Source organism: Paludibacterium sp. (assembly GCF_019232825.1).
Taxonomy (GTDB): Bacteria; Pseudomonadota; Gammaproteobacteria; order Burkholderiales; family Chromobacteriaceae; genus Paludibacterium.
In genome coordinates this window covers 25,294-44,527 of sequence record NZ_JAFAND010000045.1, presented here as the reverse complement: position 1 = coordinate 44,527, position 19,234 = coordinate 25,294, and the positions used below count along the sequence as shown (strand labels likewise).

Annotated in this window: 14 protein-coding genes; 10 read left to right on the top strand and 4 right to left on the bottom strand. The window is 59.5% G+C overall.

Features of this window, described 5'->3' with window-relative positions; genetic code table 11:
- The first annotated feature begins 105 nt into the window (after positions 1-105).
- From pgaA to pgaD, 4 genes are read left to right on the top strand one after another with little or no spacing between them, the layout of a single operon-like run.
- Positions 106-3,009, top strand: a complete 2,904-nt coding sequence (gene pgaA, locus JOZ06_RS05555; RefSeq protein ID WP_293229744.1) for a poly-beta-1,6 N-acetyl-D-glucosamine export porin PgaA — start codon at positions 106-108, stop codon at positions 3,007-3,009.
- Complete coding sequence (gene pgaB, locus JOZ06_RS05550) at positions 3,009-4,973, top strand: poly-beta-1,6-N-acetyl-D-glucosamine N-deacetylase PgaB (protein ID WP_293229741.1); 1,965 nt, start codon at positions 3,009-3,011, stop codon at positions 4,971-4,973. Before pgaA ends, pgaB begins: the two co-directional genes overlap by 1 nt.
- Positions 4,974-4,990: 17 nt before the next feature.
- On the top strand, positions 4,991-6,250 hold the full coding sequence (pgaC, locus tag JOZ06_RS05545; RefSeq protein WP_293229738.1) for a poly-beta-1,6-N-acetyl-D-glucosamine synthase: 1,260 nt from the start codon (positions 4,991-4,993) through the stop codon (positions 6,248-6,250).
- Positions 6,234-6,737, top strand: coding sequence for a poly-beta-1,6-N-acetyl-D-glucosamine biosynthesis protein PgaD (pgaD, locus tag JOZ06_RS05540; protein ID WP_293229735.1), 504 nt, complete (start codon positions 6,234-6,236; stop codon positions 6,735-6,737). The genes pgaC and pgaD overlap by 17 nt, the downstream gene beginning before the upstream one ends.
- Before the next feature lie 152 nt (positions 6,738-6,889).
- On the opposite strand, the gene JOZ06_RS05535 is transcribed toward pgaD, so the two are convergent.
- Positions 6,890-7,921: a histone deacetylase family protein gene (locus JOZ06_RS05535; RefSeq protein ID WP_293229732.1), complete on the bottom strand. Its 1,032-nt coding sequence runs from the start codon at positions 7,919-7,921 to the stop codon at positions 6,890-6,892.
- 119 nt (positions 7,922-8,040) lie between these two features.
- On the opposite strand from JOZ06_RS05535, the gene JOZ06_RS05530 reads away from it, so the two are divergent.
- From JOZ06_RS05530 to JOZ06_RS05520, 3 genes are all read left to right on the top strand, one after another.
- A complete protein-coding gene (locus tag JOZ06_RS05530) occupies positions 8,041-8,526 on the top strand; it encodes an Lrp/AsnC family transcriptional regulator (RefSeq protein ID WP_293229729.1) in 486 nt (161 codons plus the stop codon).
- 40 nt (positions 8,527-8,566) lie between these two features.
- Positions 8,567-9,439 carry an MBL fold metallo-hydrolase gene (locus tag JOZ06_RS05525; protein ID WP_293229726.1) on the top strand — a complete coding sequence of 291 codons (873 nt, stop codon included), beginning with the start codon at positions 8,567-8,569 and terminating at the stop codon, positions 9,437-9,439.
- 129 nt (positions 9,440-9,568) lie between these two features.
- Entirely contained in the window at positions 9,569-10,255 is a 687-nt protein-coding gene (locus JOZ06_RS05520; protein WP_293229723.1) for a TetR/AcrR family transcriptional regulator, read from the top strand.
- Between the two features lie 386 nt (positions 10,256-10,641).
- On the opposite strand, the gene JOZ06_RS05515 is transcribed toward JOZ06_RS05520, so the two are convergent.
- The 3 genes from JOZ06_RS05515 to mgrA all read right to left on the bottom strand — a co-directional run bounded on the left by JOZ06_RS05515 (position 10,642) and on the right by mgrA (position 14,030).
- Positions 10,642-11,835, bottom strand: a complete 1,194-nt coding sequence (locus JOZ06_RS05515) for a porin (RefSeq protein WP_293229720.1) — start codon at positions 11,833-11,835, stop codon at positions 10,642-10,644.
- A gap of 483 nt (positions 11,836-12,318) precedes the next feature.
- A complete protein-coding gene (locus JOZ06_RS05510) occupies positions 12,319-12,777 on the bottom strand; it encodes a hypothetical protein (RefSeq protein ID WP_293229717.1) in 459 nt (152 codons plus the stop codon).
- 206 nt (positions 12,778-12,983) lie between these two features.
- Entirely contained in the window at positions 12,984-14,030 is a 1,047-nt protein-coding gene (mgrA, locus tag JOZ06_RS05505) for an L-glyceraldehyde 3-phosphate reductase (RefSeq protein WP_293229714.1), read from the bottom strand.
- Positions 14,031-14,264: 234 nt separating this feature from the next.
- Here mgrA and JOZ06_RS05500 point away from each other — a divergent pair, with 234 nt between their 5' ends.
- The 3 genes from JOZ06_RS05500 to JOZ06_RS05490 all read left to right on the top strand — a co-directional run bounded on the left by JOZ06_RS05500 (position 14,265) and on the right by JOZ06_RS05490 (position 19,053).
- Positions 14,265-15,437, top strand: a complete 1,173-nt coding sequence (locus JOZ06_RS05500) for an MFS transporter (protein ID WP_293229820.1) — start codon at positions 14,265-14,267, stop codon at positions 15,435-15,437.
- Between the two features lie 145 nt (positions 15,438-15,582).
- Complete coding sequence (locus tag JOZ06_RS05495; protein WP_293229712.1) at positions 15,583-17,199, top strand: methyl-accepting chemotaxis protein; 1,617 nt, start codon at positions 15,583-15,585, stop codon at positions 17,197-17,199.
- A gap of 198 nt (positions 17,200-17,397) precedes the next feature.
- Positions 17,398-19,053, top strand: a complete 1,656-nt coding sequence (locus tag JOZ06_RS05490; RefSeq protein WP_293229709.1) for a methyl-accepting chemotaxis protein — start codon at positions 17,398-17,400, stop codon at positions 19,051-19,053.
- Positions 19,054-19,234: the final 181 nt, after the last annotated feature.

Below are 19,234 nucleotides of genomic sequence, written 5' to 3'. Positions count from 1 at the left end.
TTCGGCGATAGGATGCATATCGGCCTTATGTAATGACAATGTCATAAAATGAAATCGATGACGTGGTTCATTGGCATGGCATGTATGTGTCTTGTCACTTCCCCTTTGAGCATTGCCCTTCCGCTGTGGCAAACCTCCGGCTATTCGCGGGCGATTGTGCAGGCCCGCGCCGGTGATGCCGGTCAAGCGCTGTCTCTGATTGAAACCGAGCGCACCAAGGGGCCGCTCAGCACGCCTTTGCTGAATGATTATCTGACCCTGCTGTGCTGGTCGGGACAAATGCGGCAGGCTCTGGCTATGACGGAGGGGCATGAGAGTGCGTTGCGACCGGAAACATTGCGTTTGCTGGCAAGAGCCGCGCGCGATCTCAAGCGTTACGCGCTGGCCGAGCAGCTTTATCGGCGATCAGCCAGTCTTGGCGCCGATGTCGACGCGGAGGCCGGGCTTGCCATGGTGTTGGCCGAGACGGGACAGTCCTCGGCGGCGTTGGCAACGCTGGATGCGGCTGTGCCGCGCGGCGAACAGGATACGCTGACGCTGATCCGCGCCCGCGCCTACGTACTGATGCTCTCCGGGGACTATGCCCGCACGCTCGATTATTTGCACGATGCGCGCGATCAATTTCCTGCCGATCCCGAGCTTGAACAACGTTATGGCGCCGTGCTGGCACGCCTTGGCGTGCCGGTGCCGAACGGTGTGATGACGGCAGACGATCAGGCGGCCCTCTATCGCCTTTCCGGTTTTGCGCAGAAGGCCGGCGCCGGCCAGGCGGCCCTGGTCGCCGAGGTCTATAAGCGGTCGCTTCCACCTATCGGTTTTTTTAACGACTACCTGCTCATGCTGTGCCGGCAGGGACACGTGGCTCAAGCGTTGCAATTGGCGCAAGAGCATGAGATGGCCATGACCGCGCGGACATTGACCCTGTTGCACGATGCGGTTGCCCGGGAGGGGAACGACGCGCAAAAGGCGCTGGTCGCACGGTGGTTCGAGAAGCGGCGGCACCCCCAGGATTTGCCCGATGGCGCCGTATCCGCAGCAGCCGATCCCGTTTTGCAAGAGGCCCGTGAACGGACGCAACTGCTGATGGGCTCGGAGGAGTGGTCGCAGGCGCTGGTGTGGCTGATGCGGTGGCAACCGCGCTATGCCGCCGACCCTGTGCTCAATGACGACTACATGACGGTATTGGAGGCCATGGGGCTGGTCGCGCAACAGCAGACGCTGGCGGGCGCGCCGATGCGCTTTGGCCGTTTGCCGGCGCGAGAGGCGGTTTTTAACCGCAGTGTCGAGCTTGGCGTGTGGGGCCGGATTCAGTCCGATCAGGAGGACGGGGATACGCGTTACGCTCAGACCGATCAGGCGCTGGCGCTCAATGCTGCCTGGTTGGCTGAAGCGGATCTGACCGACGTGATGCGGCAGCAAGGGATCGACTTGCGCGTGATCCTGCTCGAACAGCGGCAGCGCTGGCAACAAGCCGTCGACCTGTACCGTCAGCATACCGGGTTTGCCTGGTCGGCCCGTGCCGAGGCGGCGGTGGCCACCTCGCTACTGGCGCTGCGCCAGCCGCGAGAAGCGGAGGGGCTGTACCGTGCCGCGCTTGCCCTGGCGCCACAGGACGACGATGCCATCGAATGGCGAGTGGGCTTGGCGTATTCCCTGCTTGAGTCGGGACAGTATCGCAGCTGTCGTCAATATATGGCCGGTTTATTGGCCTCCGTGCCGAGAGATCAGATCGACGGTGCGACAGGGCAGTGGGTATTCAATCCGGACTATCAGACCGTGGCGTATCACCAAGCCATGATTTCGGCTTACCTGGAGGGCAATGACGTAGCGGCATGGCAGTTGGATGGCTTGCTGGCGGATGCGCCTTACGACATGACCTTGCGCCAAGGCCAGGGGGAGAACCAATTGATGCGCGGCTGGCCGCGGCGAGCCAAGGAGACTTTCCGGCGCATAGAGGTCGATCAGTTGCCGGAGACGGCGCGTCCTGCGCTGCTGGGGCAGGCTGATGCGGCAATGGAACTGGCCGAGTTCGGCGAGGCAGGGCGCATGCTGGATACGGTTCAAGCGCAGCAGTCCGATTGGGCGGCATTGCAGGAGCGGCAGCAGCATCTTGCCGATGCGCTGCGTCCGCAGCTGGTGGTGGAGACGGGGCACGACATGGGGGGAAGCCAGGGGGTCTCGGATCAGAATGCATGGGATAACCTGATCCGCGTTTATAGCCAGTCGTTCGGACATTGGCGGCTGTTTGGCCAGCACCAGTTGCAGACGGCCGATTTCTCCACGGTAACCCCCGCACAGCAAGCACGCTACGAGACCCTTGGCATGGGGGGGCAGCATCGCAGCCAGTATGGGACGGGCGAGTTCGGTTTGTTCAGCGAGGTGGACGGCCACGGTCGGCAAGGTGGTTTTGCCGGCTACGACTGGACGCCGGACGATCTCTGGACGCTGGGAACGCGCTTTGAACAGGACAGCGCGCAGGTTCCCTTGCCGGGCCGCCTGGATGGTGTGGCGGGCAACCTGTTGCGCGCGAGTCTGCAATATCGTCCTGGCGACGATAACCAGTGGTTGTTGCAGGCGAGCCAGCTCGATATGTCGGATGGCAACCGGCGGCAAAGCCTCTCGCTTGACTGGGATCAGCGCTGGGTGGCAGGGCCTGTCTGGCAGTTGAGCACGCAAACCGGCGTGGCGACCAGTCACAACGATCAGGTGCCGCAGGCGCAGTATTTCAATCCTCTCAAAGATCTGGAAACAAACCTGACGGTCAGCAACGACTGGACGCTCTGGCGCCGCTATGACAGCAGCTGGCACCAGCGCCTCGGCCTGACGCGCGGCCGCTATTATCAATCCGGCGAAGGGACCGGCAACCTGTGGGGGCTGACCGTGGAGCAGGTCTGGCAATGGGGGCACGACAATGCGCTCATTTATGGTTTGACGCGTACCAGTCACCCTTACGACGGCGCCCAAAGTCTGAATAACCGGGTCTATGTCAATCTGAATTGGCGATTTTGATGAACATCCTGTTTAAAACCATCTTGCTGTGCTGGCTGTTGTTGTGCGGGCCGTTGGCGTCGGCCGCGGGCAACCCGAATGCCCGGCTAATTATCTTGTGCTACCACGAGGTATCGGAATCGGACGTCGGTCTGAGCGATCCCTACGCGGTGAACGTCAAATTGCTGGCGCAGCAGCTGTCGTGGATGAGGGGGCAGGGCTATCACTTCGTCAGCATCGATCAGATATTGGCCGACCGCAACGGCGGCGCGCCGCTGCCGGATAAGTCGGTTTTGCTGACGTTCGATGATGGATACCGCAGCGTCTATACCAAGGTATTTCCCGTCCTGCGCCAGTTCAACGCGCCGGCGGTGATTGCGCTCGTCGGTTCCTGGCTCGCGCCGCGTCCGGATCAGGAGGTGAAATATGGCGATTTGTGGGTGCCGCGCAATCGTTTCGTCACTTGGGCGCAGGTGCGGGAAATGCAGGCGAGCGGCCTGGTCGAAGTGGCCAACCATTCTTATGCGCTACATACCGGCATGACGGCCAACCCTCAAGGCAATGCCGAGCCGGCGCTCAGTAGCCGCCTCTACACCAATGGTCAGTATGAAACGCCGGCGGCCTATCGGCAGCGCGTGCGTGACGACTTGCAGAAGAACAGCGAAGTCATTCGCCAGGAAACCGGTAAGACCCCGAGGGTGATGGTATGGCCCTATGGCAGTTACACTTTGCCGGCGACCCGAATTGCCGGCGAACTGGGAATGCCGGTTACCCTGTCGCTGGACGCTGGCGTCAACACTGCTCAGACTCCGCTATCGGCGATGCGGCGCGAGCTTATGGATGCGCGCAGCTCGCTGACGGATCTGGCCGACCAGTTCCGCCAGTTCATGCGATATCCCGATGGGATCGCCCCGGACCCCAGTCGTATCATGCATATCGATCTGGACTACATTTATGACCCGGATCCGAAGCAGACGGAAGACAATCTCGGCCGCTTGCTCGACCGCGTGAAAGCGATGGGGGCGTCCACGGTTTACCTGCAGGCCTATGCCGATCCCGATGGCAGCGGCGAGGCGAGCGCGCTTTACTTTCCCAACCGTCACATGCCGATGCGGGCCGACTTGTTCAATCGGGTGGCCTGGCAGCTGCAAACGCGCTGCAACGTCAAAGTCTACGCCTGGATGCCGCTGCTGGCGTTTCGCCTACCGGCGGACAACCCGGCCGGCAGCCATCTGGTGCTATCCGATAGCCGTGATGGCGGCCCGCCCCAGGTGCGCGGTTATCGCCGGCTCAGTCCCTATTCCCCGCAGGCGCGCCAGGTGATTCTCGACTTGTATGAGGACTTGGCTCAGAGCGCGCATTTCAGCGGCCTGCTATTCCATGACGATGCAACTCTGTCCGACTTCGAGGACGATAGTCCCGAAGCACTGGCGGCGTATCGTGCAGCCGGCTTGGGGGATGTGTTGGCGGATATTCGCCGCCATCCGGCCGCACTGGCGCGCTGGACGAGCGACAAGATCAAGCTGCTCGATGATTTCAGCATGTTGCTCGCGCAGGCCGTCAATGAATGGCAACCCGGTGTCAAAACCGCGCGCAACTATTACGCGGAGACCATTCTGAATCCGAACGCGCGTGAATGGTATGCCCAGACGCTGGACAGCGGGCTTGCGCATTACGACCGCGTCGCGATCATGGCCATGCCCTATATGGAAAACGCCGGCGATGCCGATGCCTGGCTGCGGCAGTTATTCCAGCATGTGGCGCAGGTGCCCGGGGCGCTGGACAAGACGGTCTTTGAGTTGCAGGCGGAGGACTGGCGCACGCATCGGCCCGTGCCGACACGGGAGATGATCGATTGGGTACGTTTGCTCAATACGTTGGGGGCTCGGCATATCGCCTATTACCCTGACGACGTGTACACGGATCACCCGCGGTTATCCGATTTCAAGCGCGTGTTCTCCATGCGCAGTCTGCCGTTGCAATGAGCCGGGTATGAGTCGATATGAAACTGCTGATTGAATGGCTGTTGGCTTTTGCCTTCTACTACCCGTTGTTTATGGCATGGCTGTGGATGCAGGGCGCTGGGCATTACTATCTCCATTACGAACGCAAGGATCCTCCCCTGGATCAGCCTCCGGCGCTGCCTTATCCCCCGATATCGGTGATCGTTCCCTGTTACAACGAAGAGGCGCATGTGCGGGAAACCATCGGTTATGCGCTGGCACTGGATTATCCCGACTTTGAGGTGATTGCTGTCAATGATGGCAGCCAAGATGCCACCGGCGCGACGCTGGATCAGTTGGCGGCGGAGCATCCGCGGTTGCGCGTCATTCATCAGGATCCCAATCAAGGGAAAGCGGTTGGACTGAATACGGCGCTGCTGCTGGCACGGCATGAATTTCTATTGTGCATTGACGGCGATGCCGTACTCGATCCGTATGCCGGAAAGTGGCTGATGCGTCATTTTTTGATCTCGCCACGTGTTGGCGCGGTCACAGGGAATCCCCGCATCCGGAATCGTACAAGCTTGCTTGGCCGTCTGCAGGTGGGGGAATTTACCGCCATTATCGGTCTGATCAAGCGTGCGCAGCGTACCTATGGCCGGCTCTTCACGGTCTCGGGGGTGCTGACGGCTTTTCGCAAGACCGCAGTCTTTCAAGCTGGCTTCTGGAGCGAGGACATGCTGACCGAGGACATCGACATCAGTTGGAAAATTCAGCTGTGCCATTGGGGCGTACGATTCGAGCCCCGCGCACTGGTCTGGATTCTGATGCCCGAAACGCTGCGCGGCTTGTGGAAGCAGCGTCTGCGTTGGGCCAAAGGCGGGACGCAGGCCTTGTGGCGCAATGCCTGGATATTGGGGCGTTGGCGGCATCGGCACATGGCGCCGATTTATCTCGAGTATTTCCTCAGCGTGATCTGGTCCTATTCGATGGGGTTTGTCATCGTTTACTGGCTGCTGCACTTTGTGTTTCCCAAGCAGACCATTGCGGTGGCCAGTCCTTTCATTCCAGGCTGGTACGGCCTCGTGCTCGGCTTTACTTGCATGGTGCAGTTTGCCGTCAGCAAGTGGATCGACAGCAGTTACGACCAAGGACTGGGCCGCAACTACTACTGGATGATCTGGTATCCGCTGGCGTTCTGGCTCATCAATGTCGGCACCACCATCGTAGCTTTCCCGCAGGCACTGCTGCGCAAGAAGGGTAAGCGGGCGCGCTGGACCAGCCCCGACCGTGGAGTACATCATGTCAACCAAGCATGATCTGATCATCGAGGCCCGTCATATTTTGACCCGGCGTCAACGCGCGCTTTCCTGGTTGCTGACGTTGCTGGGCTGGGCTGGCTGGTGCTATCTGTTGCTGCCGGCTCTGGCTGTCGTTCTATTTTGGGTATTTGGCCGCGATATTCTGTCCGTCGGTGGGGATATGCATCGATTGTCGGAAAACGTCGATATTCTACGGCTTTATCTGCTGATAGCCGGCACGCTTGGCGGCCTGCTGGTGTTTTGGTCGCGTATCAATCTTTGGCGTTTTGCCGGCGTCGACCGCCGCAATCCGATCGCCAATGCGTCGATTGCTGAGATCGCCGACGATCTTGAACTGTCTGCCGCCATGCTGCAGCACGGCCAAGGCGGCAAGATCGTGGTGGTGCACCATGGCGCCGAGGGGGGGATTATCGGCATCGATGTGGTGCTGCCGCTGGTGAGGGACGGGCATAATAGCGAGCGCTGTCTGCTTGACCAGAGATAAATGGCAGGGTTTGGGCAATATCGCCGTGGGGGCATGCGGCCGACGAGATGGTGGTGGATTGGCGCTCTGCGCCGAACCCACGCTACAAAAAATCCCAAAGGCCAGCCCATTCAAAACGGGCTGGTCTTCTCTCTGTCATTCCGTCGCGGCGCTTAACGCCGCCCCTCGAAACCAAGCAGGACGTTGACGGCGTTCACGCCGATGTCGTCCACCATGTAGCCGCCCTCCATGACGAACAGCGTGGGCGTATTCAAGGCGGCCAGACGTTCGCCGATCTTGAAGAAATCCGTGCTCTCCAGCAGAAAGTGACTGATAGGGTCGCCCTTGAAGGTGTCGACGCCGAGCGAAATCACCAGCGCGTCCGGCGCGTACTGGGCGATCTTCTTGCAGGCTTGATCCAACGCGTCGCCGTAGGTGTCCCACTCGGTGCCCTTCGGCAGCGGGAGATTGTGGTTGAAGCCATAGCCGTCGCCGGCGCCTAGCTCGTCCTTATGACCGCTGAAGTAGGGGTAGGACGTCTTCGGGTCGCCGTGAATAGACACGAACATCGCGTCCGCCCGGTGGTAGAAGATACCCTGCGTGCCGTTGCCATGGTGGTAGTCGACGTCGAGCACGGCGATCTTTTTGGCGCCGGCGTCCAAAAAGCCTTGGGCGGCAATGGCGGCGTTGTTGAGGAAGCAATAGCCGCCCATGTATTCGGCGCCGGCATGGTGGCCCGGAGGGCGGCACAGCGCGAAGGCGACCTTTTCATTTTGCACGATGCGGGACATCCCGGTCAGCGCGGTATTGGCGCTGGCGCTGACCGCATCCCACGTGCCCGACGTAATGGCCGAGCCGGCATCCATCGCATAAAAACCGAGCTTGCCGTCGATATATTCCGGCTCTATATCATGACGCAGCTCGCGCACCGGCCAGACCAGCGGCAACGCGTCCAATGTGCTGCCCGTCGCCAGCCACTCGATCCAGGCGTTTTGCAGGAAGCGGACGTAGCGTTCGCTGTGCACGCGTGTATAACGCGAGACGTCGTACCGGTCCGGCGCGAGGACATCGCCGAGATCCATATCCTTGACGCGCTTCAAGATCGTGTCGGCCCGGCTCGGCATTTCGAAGCAAGGAATGATGTGGCCGTCCTTGAGTTCCGTGGCGTGGTGCAAGCGGTGGCTGGGGCTGAAAATCGTCAACATGTCGCTCAATCCTCTCGTTGGGAATACGTCCATTTTAGTGCGGGGTTAAGGCGATATTTTTGCTTTATTTGCTACGAAAAGGTTATCTTTTGAAAAGAAACTTCAGATAGCGTGTCGATGTGAGAAAAGAAAAAACTAAAGAAGTGCTGGATGCCGTAGATATGTCTATTTTGCGGCTGTTGCAGCAAGACGGCGCGCTGTCCACGCCGGCCTTGGCGGAGAAGCTGGCGAGCAGCGTGACGCCGTGTTGGCGCCGTTTGAAGCGCTTGGAGCAAGAGGGCTATATCAAGGACTATCAGGCCAACCTGGATCGCAAGAAACTGGGAATGAATGTCCTGGCCTTTGTGCAACTGAGCTTTGTGGCCCACGCCGATGAGGCGCCGAATCGTTTCGAGCAGCAAATCCAAGCTTATCCCGAGATTTTGTCATGTCATAAGGTGACGGGCGACGCCGACTACCTGATCCAAGTGTTGGTGGAAGATCTGGACGCCTACAGTCATTTTGTCGAGAATGTGCTGCGGAAGATCGACGGGATTTATAAAATCCAATCCAGCCTTGCCCTCAAGGAAGTGAAGAGCGGCACGAGGATTCCTCTCCCCAAATAGCCATGACGCTGCGCCATGAAAGCGGCCGGCAGGAGAACGCATGGACACCAAAACGAAAACGTATCGCGTTGGTGACGCCCGCATTACCCGCGTCACCGATACCCTGTTGCATGGCCTGACGCCAACGTATCTGTATGGCGATTGGGATGCCGGGTTGTTGAACGAGCAGCCGCGGTTGCGCGGCCTGCTGGATGACAACGGCGAGCACGTCACGCTCAGCGTGCATACCTGGGTGATCGAATGGGGCGGGCAGGTGATCTTGATCGATACCGGTATCGGCAACCACAAGGCGCGCCCGTTCAGCGCACTGTTCCATCAGCTGCAAACGCCGTTTCTCGAACGGCTAGCCGCCATCGGCATTCAGCCGGCGGACGTGGCTCACGTCTTGCTCACCCATCTGCATGTCGATCATGTCGGTTGGAATACCCGCCTGGTCGATGGCCAATGGCTGCCGACCTTTCCGAATGCCCGCTACGTGATGCCGCAGGGCGATCTCGATTTCTTCGCCTCACCGGCCGGAGAGGGCCGGCGGATGGTGTACGACGACAGCGTGGCGCCGGTGATCGCCGCCGGCCAGTCGGTGGTCATGGGGGGGGACGGCGGCGCGTACTTGGAGGGGTTTCATTTTCATCCGACCCCCGGCCATTGCGCGGGGCATATGTCGATTTCATTGACGTCCCGTGGCGAGACGGCGCTGTTCACCGGCGACGTGGTGCACACGCCGATGCAGATCTACCGGCCGCAATGGAATTCGGTGTTTTGCGCCGATCAGGATCAGGCGCGGACATCGCGCCGTTGGCTGCTGGACTTCGCGGTGGAGCAGGATGCGCTGGTGCTCCCCGCGCACTTCACCGATACCTCGGCCGGGCGGGTGACACACCAGGATGGCGGTTTCGCCTGGCAATTCGTTTGATACGGCATAACGGCCACAATAACGATATTTGGCCATGTGTCTCCGCACCCTGTACACTTCTTTCCATGCCGCCTGATGGGGCATATAGGGATAAACGATTCGAACTTATCGAACTGGCAAGCAAGATAAATGAACGACGAAACATATAGCGGGGAAAAGCCCTCAACGAAGCGGCCTCGCACCCGTCGGGGCTGCGAGGAAGACTATCAGAAATTTCGCGCGGAAATCCTGGCGACCGCCAAGAATATCTACCAGACGCACGGTATTGAAAAGCTTACCATCCGCGCGCTTGCCAATGAATTATCAATTTCGCCGATGCTGGTTTATCACTATTTTGCTGATAAAGTGGATTTGATCATTGCAATGTGGGATGAAATCCTTGAGCAGGCGTTTAATTTTACCTTCGAACATACGGAAGGTATTTCAGATGTCCATGAGCGCATTCGCGTTCAAAATGAACGTTGTTTTGAATTTTGGGAAAATAATCCAGAGAAATTTCGATTGGTTTTTCTCACCGATGTTTCTAAATGCAAACGCATGGAAACCGGGCTGACCGCCACCAAGTATTTTTCCATGATGGCCGCGCACCTCTACGCGCCCATCCGTGAGCTGGCCCAGGAAACGGGCGCCTCGGAAGCCCAGATAGATCAGGCGCAGGACTTGCGCTCGTCCATGTTGATCGGGTACCTCTACGCCAGCGTAGCCAATACCCATTTCCCTCGGTCCGACTTGGCGCAGTTGCGCGCAACGACGCTGGAGGCGATATCGATCTGCGTTGACCGGATTCTCAATCGCCACAAGCAGAGCCCCGGTTAGCCCTCTTCGGACGAGTCTCTCTATTTCTACGGTTTACCGATAAAAAGAGTCGCTTGGAGATTTCCTCTCCAAGCGACACGCAATTGACTTCGAAATCACTAACTCATCTCGTTGTACTAGTATAACATTGTGAGGTTTTTGGAAAATGTGCATTGCAAAATTTTACGGGGAGAGCTTTGTCTATAGCCATAAAAATATCGCGGGAGATATTGGCTGTTTATGAATATTTTGTTTTGTTGATAAAAGGATAAAGGAATAGCCTATCTGACGATATTTAAAATATCAGATAGGCTATTGATTACATCAACACTGATTAAAACCGGTGCATTGTGGAGATAACACAAGGGCCGTGTCGGCAGCCCTTGTGTCATTTAACCGGTTTGAAATCAGAAGTTGTGTTGCAGGCTCACTGCGAACGAGTTCAGCGTGGTGTCTTGACCGTTGACGGCTGCCGTGGCGTTCTTCTTGAACTTCAGGTGGCCATAAGCCAGCTCGGCCGTCGTACGCTTGGACAGGTTGTAGTCAACACCCAGGATGTACTGGTCGTAGCCGGTATCGCTCAGGGTATTGTCGCCGATCTTCTGATCCCAGCCCTTGGCATAGGTTGCCTTCGGCGTGAAGGCGCCGATGGAGTAGGCGGCGGATAGCGCGGCTTGACGCGTCTTCAGATTCAGCGCAGCCGGGGTCGAGCCGGCATAGGTGTGGCCGATGCCGTTGCTGTTGGTGAACGATGCGCTGTCGCCCGAGAAGCCGTCCGTCCAGTCGTAGCCGGTGGCCTCTTGATAGGCAACGCCCACATACAGGTTGTTGCCGTTGTAAGCCGCTTCAAAGTAGTTGATGTGAGCGGTGTGCGGGTTGTCGCTGGATTGCGCGGAAGTGGTCGCGTTTTGGCTGCCAGCGTCGGTTGCGCCGCTTACGCCGCCAATCGGGTTGAACTCTTTCTGGTAAGCGTAATGGAAAGAGAAGTTCTCGAAGGCGTAGTTCAAACCAAGGGTGCCGATGTCGGACGCTTTGGAGACGCCGTTGTTTTGGTTCTTGTTTTCGCCAAAACCGTAAGCAACGTTGCCGCTGAAGCCGTAGAAGGTCGCGGAGTCGTAGCGGACGGCGTTCTTCAGGCGGTTAGCTTGGTTGGTGAATACAGCCAGGCCATTGGCGCCGGTGTTGTTGACCGCGCCGCGGTAGTTGTTCATTTCCGCGTCGTATTGCCATTGGTCAACGGCGTACAGGTCTTTCAGCGAGCTATTGATCTGGCCGAGACGGATCGTACCGAGGTTGCCGCCATCCAGGCCGACGAACGTCTGGCGCGAGCCGAAATTGCTGCTGTTGGTGCCCGTGGTGCTGGTGTTGCCACCCAGCACGATGCGGTTTTCCACTTGCCAAATCGTCTTCAGGCCGTTGCCAAGTTCTTCGGTGCCCTTGAAACCAATGACCGAGGTGTAGTCGTGCACGCCGTTGTTGGAGGCGCCACCGGTGACGGTGTCGTGTTCCACGCCAGCGTTCATGGTGCCATAGATGGTGACATCGGCCATGGCGGCTACCGGCAGGGAGGCCAGTGCGATCGCGATTAGTTTCTTATTCATAACCCATTCCTTTCGGAGCAGTAGGTACTGCTGACAATTCAATCTGTGCGGAAAGTTTTTGGAGATGACCTCCGTCGTTCCAGCTTTCCGGCACTCAGGAACAACGCGAGAAGAGCTAAGCTCGTTTTATAATCGTACATGTACTTTTATGCGTACAATAAATAAAGTAGTGCTCGGAGATGGCGCTGAAGTGTCAAGGTGTTGTTTTTCCTGAATTTATTCCGGGGGAAGAGTTGCGAAAATGCAACACTGTTGCTTATGAGCAACGGTCAGATCGCCTTGGTGGTGAGAAATACCACGCCTAGAATCTCCAACAAAAGCCCCGTCAAGGCATCCGCACAAGTCTTGTAGCGTGCATTGGGGCCGTGCGTTGCTTCGCGAACGCACGCTACCCCATACCGGGAGGACATCGGGGCAAGGCAAAACAAAACCCCACGCCGCAAGGCGCGGGGTGGGGGTTTCTGTCGGCGGGCAACGGTTTAATCAGTTGTTGTGCCAGTCGCCGTGCTCGTCTTGCCACGGACGCTTGTCATGGCCATCGTGCTGATGGTCATGCGGGTCATGCCCATGGTCGCCGTGGTCGTCATGTTCGTTAAAGTGTTCCGGGTGGTCGTGGCGGTAACGCGGCGCGTACTCATCGCGATACCACTTGTCTTGCACGAAGTAGACCCGCTTGTCGCACGCATGGTATTGGGCGCAATAGCGTTTCCAATGCTTGGCGTGTCCGGGCGGAACACGCAGATAGATCGGCGCTTCATCGGCATAAACCGGATTGACGATCACCGGTTGCACATTGATCACCGGCGGCGGTGCGACGTTGCCGATGTTCAGCTGGCCATAAAAGCCCGGTTCGCCCACGTTGATGGAAACGGCCACATCCGCGGCGAAAACGGGTGCGCTCGCGCCGAGTACGAGTGCGGAGGCGATCAGAATCTTTTTCATGTCCATAAAACGTTTTTGAGCTTTCATGCAGTTGAATGTGGCTCAAGCATATACGAAGCCTAAATCTGATTAAGTAACCAATAATTTCCAATTGTTAATAATTTGTTGTCAATCAATATTCCGGCCAGGCTGTGCCGTTGAATAATGCGCGGCGGTCCATTGCCAAAGCGAAGCCGGCCTGTTTGCCACAGGCCGGTCTGTCATGGCTAAATCGACGCCGCGCCGATGCTCGACGACACCTTCCACAAGTCCACGCCGCCATCCTGAGCGTAGCGGTCGATCTCTGCCAGCTCGTCGGCACTGAAGGCCAGGTGCTTGACGGCGTCGAGCGAGTTGTCCAATTGCTCGACCGTGCGCGCGCCGATCAGCGCCGAAGTGACGCGCGCGTCGCGCAGCACCCAGGCAATGGCCATCTGCGCCAGGGTCTGGCCGCGTCGCTTGGCGATCTCATTGAGCGCGCGGATGCGTTCGAGATTGGCCTCGCTCAGCATCTGCGGCTTTAGCGAGCCGTGCCGGCTCGCGCGCGTGTCCGCCTGTGTTTCGCCCAAATATTTCGACGTGAGCAAGCCCTGTGCCAGCGGCGAGAAGGCGATGCAGCCGACGCCGAGTTCGCCGAGCGTCTGCAGCAAGCCGTGCTCGATGCCGCGGTTGAACATCGAATAGTTCGGCTGGTGAATGAATAGCGGCACGTGCTCCTCCGCCAGGATGGCGGCGGCCTGGCAGGTGAGTTCGGGCGAGTACGACGAGATGCCGACGTACAGCGCCTTGCCTTGCCGATGCAGCTGGACCAGCGCGCCCATGGTTTCTTCCAGCGGCGTGTTCGCGTCGACACGGTGCGAATAAAAGATGTCGACATAGTCGAGCTTCATCCGCCGCAAGCTTTGCTCGCAGCTGGCGATCAGGTATTTGCGCGTGCCGTTGGGGCCGCCATAAGGGCCGGGCCACATTTCCCAGCCGGCTTTGGTCGAAATCACCATTTCGTCGCGATACGGCTTGAAATCCAAGCCGAGCCAGCGGCCGAAGTTCTCTTCCGCCGACCCGGGGGGCGGGCCGTAGTTGTTGGCCAGGTCGAAGTGCGTGACGCCGCGGTCGAAGGCGCGGCGCAGCATCGCGCGCCCGGTCTCGAAAACATCCACGCCGCCGAAGTTTTGCCACAGTCCGAGCGAGACGGCGGGCAACACCATTCCGCTGCGGCCCACGCGTCGATAAGGCATGACGTCGTTGTAACGTGTCGAATCAGCTTGATACTGCATGATGAACTTTTTCTCCTGGCCAATGAGGGTAAGCGCTAGCGCGCGAGAGGCGACGGCGCCATGCGGGAATATACAGCGTGCTCGCAGCCCTTTGCGATATACCCGTTGTGCAGATATGACGCGTATGCAAATTGCGCCGACCCTGTTTCGTGCCGCTAGCGCCGCGGGTGCTGCGCGCGTGGCTGCGGTAAAATAGTCGTTTTAGCTACACTGGTATCAGTTAATACCCCCTTGATGAAGTCCGCTTTTACCTCCCTGCGCCAACGCGTGCCGGATGCGACCTCGCTGGCTTTCCTCGTCGTGGCCTTTCTCTCCGGCTCGGCCAGTGCGTTGCAAGTGCCGACGCTGAGTTTGTTCCTGACCGAAAAGGTCGGGGTCAACCCGTTCCTGGTCGGCGTGTTCTATGCCGTCAACGCCATTGGCGGCATCGTCATCGGTCAGGCGGTGGCGCATTATTCCGACCACGGCGGCAACCGGCGCCGTTTGATTGTCGCCTGTTGTCTGGCGGGTTTCGCCGGCAGCCTGCTGTTTGCGTTTAGCCGTCACTACTGGTTGTTGATCAGCGTCGGTGTGGCCTTGGGCAGCCTCGGCGGCGCCGCCAACCCGCAGACCTTTGCCTTGGCGCGCGAGCATGGCGACCGCGACGCGCGCGAGGCCGGCATGTTCACCGCCATCATGCGCGCGCAGATTTCGCTCGCTTGGGTGATCGGTCCACCGCTGGCTTTCGTCATCGCCGCCGGTTACGGCTTCACCGACATGTATCTGTGTTCCGGCCTGGCATTCGTCATCGGCGCGCTGTGCGTCGCCTACCGCTTGCCGTCGCCGCGGCCGCGCGAGCGCCGTCCGGGGCAGCGGGGCGGATGGAACAAGGCCATCCGTCTGCCGTTTGTGACCTCGACGCTGATGTGGACCTGTAACGGGCTCTACCTGATCGACATGCCGCTCTATGTCACGCGCACGCTGCATCTGCCGGCGCATACCGCCGGGGTGCTGATGAGCATTGCCGCCGGCTTGGAGATTCCGGCCATGCTGCTGGCCGGCGCAGTGATCGGCCGCTTCGGCAAGCTCTTTCTGCTGCGTTTGGCGGCCATGGCGGGAGTGGTGTTCTATGTCGGCATGTCGCTGTTTCAGCAGCCCGTCGTGCTGATGGCGCTGCAATTGGCCAACGCGGTATTCATCGGCATCGTCGCCAGCATCGGCATGCTGATTTTCCAAGACACAATGCCTGAACATGCAGGCACCGCCAGCACGCTGTTCATGACGTCTACCCGTACCGGCACCATCGTCGCCGGGGCCCTGACCGGCGTCATCGCCAGCCTATGGGGCTACCACGGCGTGATGTTCGTCAACGTCGGCTTCGCCTCGCTCGCGCTCATGTGCAGCTGGCGCCTGCATCGGCGCGGCTAGCGCATTCTTCTTCCGTGATTTCTCTTTTATTAATAGTCTGTTGGCGAACTTCTTTGCGTGAAGATAACCAGGAATATCTAGACATGAATGCATAGAATTTTATTTGTCTTTATGCGCTGGTAATAAAACGACGGGGAAGCCATTCATGAAGATCACTAAAAGACTTGCGTTCACGCTGGGTATTTCCTTGGCCGCGTTGCTGCTGATCGGCGGTATGGGCATCTGGCAATTGAAACAGGCGCAAGCGCGCTTCGACTATGTGGCGGGCAACACCTTCCCCAGTTTGCAAGCGCTGGCGAAGGCGGATCAGGCGCTGAGCGACATTCGCGTCTCGACGCTGAAGGCGATCCTCGCGCCGAACGACGCCTTGAAGAGCAGCGCGCACAATGCCATCGCCGATGCCGATAAGCGCTTCGACGCCACGATGGCCGATTACCAGGCCAACGACATTTCCAACGACGCCGACCGGCAGATGCTGGAAGCCGACAAGGCGTCGATGGCCAGTTACCGCGCGATGCGCGATCAGTCGCTGCAAATGAGCGACCGCGGCGACAGGGAGGGGGCGGTGAAGAATCTGATGATCACCGGCGCGTCGATCGCGCAGGTGATCATCAAGAACTTGAGCGACCACGCCGCGTTCAACTATGCCTTGGCCAACGATCTGGTCAAAAGCAATCAACGCGACTATGAACAGGCGCTGATGCTGTCAGCCGCGTTGATTGTCGCCGCCCTCGTCGTTGCCGGCCTATTGGGCGCGCAGCTCTACCGTATCATCCATTCCGGCTTGCGCGACATCCAAGGCACCTTGGAGCAGGTCAGCCAGTCGTTGGACTTCACCCAACGCGCGGCGGTCGCCCGCCAGGACGAAATCGGTCTTACGGCGGCGGCGTTCAACGCCTTGCTGACGACACAGCAGGAGAGCCTGAAAAGCATTCTGCACGGCGCGCGCGAGGTCGGCACGACCTCGGCGCAATTGACGCAGGCGGCGGCGGAAGTCTCGACTGCCTCGCACGCGCAAAGCGAGGCCGCCGCCAATATGGCGGCGACGGTGGAGCAGATGACGGTCAGCGTCAATCACATCGCCGAACGCGCCAAAGAGACGCAGACCTTGGCCAATGAATCGGGGGATCTGGTGCGGGATGGCTCGGCCGTCATCGGCCAGACCATTGCCGACATTCACCAAATTTCGACTTCGGTTGCGGCGGCGGCCGGCAGCATCCACGAGCTGGAGACCTATAGCGGACAAGTGAGCAATGTCATCGGCGTGATCAGGGATATTGCCGACCAGACCAATCTCTTGGCCTTGAACGCCGCCATCGAGGCGGCGCGCGCCGGCGAGTCGGGACGGGGCTTCGCGGTCGTGGCCGACGAAGTGCGCAAGCTGGCCGAACGTACCGCGCGGTCGACGCAGGAAATCTCGGCCACGATCCAAACCATGGTCGAGCGCGCGTCGCATGCCAAGCAGCAGATGCAGGAGGCGGAGCAATTGGTGGCCACCGGCGTCCAGCGCGCCGACGAGGTCGACGCATCCATCCAGAAAATCGGCGCCGCCTCGGCGCGATCGGAAGTCATGATCGGTGAAATCACCACGGCGATCGGCGAACAGGGCGTGGCGAGCAACAGCATCGCAGTCGAGGTCGAGCGCACGGCGCAAATGTCCGAGCAGTCGAGCGCCGCCGCGCAGCATACCGCCGGCACGGCGCGGCATCTCGACAGCTTGGCCCAGCAGCAGATCGCCACACTGTCGAAATACACGTTGTGAGTGTGCGGGAAACGCATGAAAATCATTATTTTTATTTATACATTATGCGTGTATGTTGTGTAAACTACACGGCATCTCTCCTCTTTAAAGCGATCTCTATCAAATATTGATGTATTTGGGGGTCTCTTTTCTTTGTTTGCGCTAACATGTGCGTTTCCGTTTTATTACACAACAACAGCATAAAAACACATTTATTCTATGACTATATCAAAACGTATCACGGCGCTATTGACCATGGCGCTGCTGACGCTATGGCTGGTGGGGATTGGCGGGGTGTGGCAGCTGGGCAAGGCACAATCTCGCTTCAACTATGTGCAGTCGTCTCTGGTTCCCAAGTTCAAAGATATGTACGCGATGCGCGACGCTGTCGGTCAGATGCGCGTGGTGGTATTGCGCAGCGCCCTCGATGGTCCGGCGCACGCGGCGGACTACGATCAACAGTTGGCGGTAATCGATAAACGATTCGACGATCTGCTGCAGCGTTATGCGGCCGATGCCGCGCCCCAGGGCGACGATCACGTGCTTGGCGTGGAAGAGGAGGCGCAGTCCGCGCAGCGCGACCAAGCGCTGACCGAGGCCGATAAGACGGCATTGCAGCGCTACCGCGACGTGAGGCGTCAGTATCTGGACCGCGCGCACGCCGGCGGCGGCCCGGCCACCGACGCCGCGTTCGCCACGCTGGGCGTGGCGGGCGGCGTGTTGACCAAGGCGATCGACGATCATCTGGCGTTCAATTTGCAATTGTCGGATACGCTCGATGCCATCGGCCAAAGCGCTTATGGCGAATCGCGCGACATCCTGCTGGTGATCTTGGCGGCCGCCACCGCCGGCTTGCTGCTGATCGGCTTGCGCATGCTGCATGTGATCCGCCAACGGCTCGGCAATATGCAACACATCATGGAGCGGGTCGATCAGTCGCTGGACCTGACCGCGCGCGCCACCGTGCAACAGATGGACGAGGTTGGCCATACCGCCACGGCGTTCAATCATCTGCTGTCGCGTTTGCAGGCGAACATGCGGGCCATCCTCGACGGCGCGCACGAAGTGACGCTCGCCGCGCAGCAGTTGGCGCAAACCTCGGGCGAGGTATCGCGCTCCGCCGCCGCGCAAAGCGAGTCTTCCTCCAGCATGGCGGCAACCGTCGAGCAGCTGACGGCCAGCATCAACCACGTCAGCCTGCGCGCGCAGGAAACCTTGCAGCAGTCGAACGCGGCGGGCGAGCGGGCCCAGGCCGGTTCCGGCACCATCAGCCAGACCATTGACGACATCCGCTCGATTTCGCAATCGGTATCCGATGCGGCGGGCAGCATCCGCGAATTGGAAAACGACAGCGCGCAAGTGGAGACCGTGGTACAGGTGATCAGCGATATCGCCGATCAAACCAACCTGTTGGCGTTGAACGCCGCGATCGAGGCGGCGCGCGCCGGCGAGGCGGGCCGCGGCTTTGCCGTGGTGGCCGATGAAGTGCGCAAGCTGGCCGAGCGCACCACCAAGTCAACGCGCGAGATCGCCGGCACGATCGAAGTCATGCGTCAGCGTTCGCAGCACGCCACGGCGCTGATGCAAACCGCCGAGGAGCGCGTGACGCATGGCGTGACGCGCGCCGATTCGGCCGACCAGGCCATCCGCGCCATCGGCGAGGCGACGCAGCATGCGGCGACCCACGTGGGCGAAATCAGCGTGGCGATCGAACAGCAGGGCTCGGCCAGCAACAACATCGCCGTGCAGATCGAGCGCATCGCGCAAATGGCGGAAGAGGCGAGCGCCGCGGCGCAGTCGTCCTCGGCGCAGGCCGGGCGCATGGATCAGTTGGCCGCGCGTTTGGCGCAGATGCTGCGGCAATACCGGCTGTAGTTTTGTTTGGCGTGCTTCGCCTTTCCCTGTCAAAGCCACTAAGCTGATAAAGCAGAGGCGTGTCGTTATCAGCGGTGCACTGCCTTCGGCGAGTGCACCCTACGTGAAGGTGAGTCCCGTTGCGTAGGGCGCAATCGGCGCGCGACGCGCGGCATTGCGCCGAACACCAGACAATAGCCCT

What these genes read in the sequence shown, in the direction of transcription:
- JOZ06_RS05535 (WP_293229732.1), bottom strand. Translation starts at nt 7,921, where the DNA reads ATGTTGACGATTTTCAGCCCCAGCCACCGCTTGCACCACGCCACGGAA.
- JOZ06_RS05490 (WP_293229709.1), top strand. Translation starts at nt 17,398, where the DNA reads ATGACTATATCAAAACGTATCACGGCGCTATTGACCATGGCGCTGCTG.
- JOZ06_RS05520 (WP_293229723.1), top strand. Translation starts at nt 9,569, where the DNA reads ATGAACGACGAAACATATAGCGGGGAAAAGCCCTCAACGAAGCGGCCT.
- pgaC (WP_293229738.1), top strand. Translation starts at nt 4,991, where the DNA reads ATGAAACTGCTGATTGAATGGCTGTTGGCTTTTGCCTTCTACTACCCG.
- JOZ06_RS05510 (WP_293229717.1), bottom strand. Translation starts at nt 12,777, where the DNA reads ATGAAAAAGATTCTGATCGCCTCCGCACTCGTACTCGGCGCGAGCGCA.
- pgaB (WP_293229741.1), top strand. Translation starts at nt 3,009, where the DNA reads ATGAACATCCTGTTTAAAACCATCTTGCTGTGCTGGCTGTTGTTGTGC.
- JOZ06_RS05495 (WP_293229712.1), top strand. Translation starts at nt 15,583, where the DNA reads ATGAAGATCACTAAAAGACTTGCGTTCACGCTGGGTATTTCCTTGGCC.
- pgaD (WP_293229735.1), top strand. Translation starts at nt 6,234, where the DNA reads ATGTCAACCAAGCATGATCTGATCATCGAGGCCCGTCATATTTTGACC.
- JOZ06_RS05525 (WP_293229726.1), top strand. Translation starts at nt 8,567, where the DNA reads ATGGACACCAAAACGAAAACGTATCGCGTTGGTGACGCCCGCATTACC.
- mgrA (WP_293229714.1), bottom strand. Translation starts at nt 14,030, where the DNA reads ATGCAGTATCAAGCTGATTCGACACGTTACAACGACGTCATGCCTTAT.
- JOZ06_RS05515 (WP_293229720.1), bottom strand. Translation starts at nt 11,835, where the DNA reads ATGAATAAGAAACTAATCGCGATCGCACTGGCCTCCCTGCCGGTAGCC.
- JOZ06_RS05500 (WP_293229820.1), top strand. Translation starts at nt 14,265, where the DNA reads ATGAAGTCCGCTTTTACCTCCCTGCGCCAACGCGTGCCGGATGCGACC.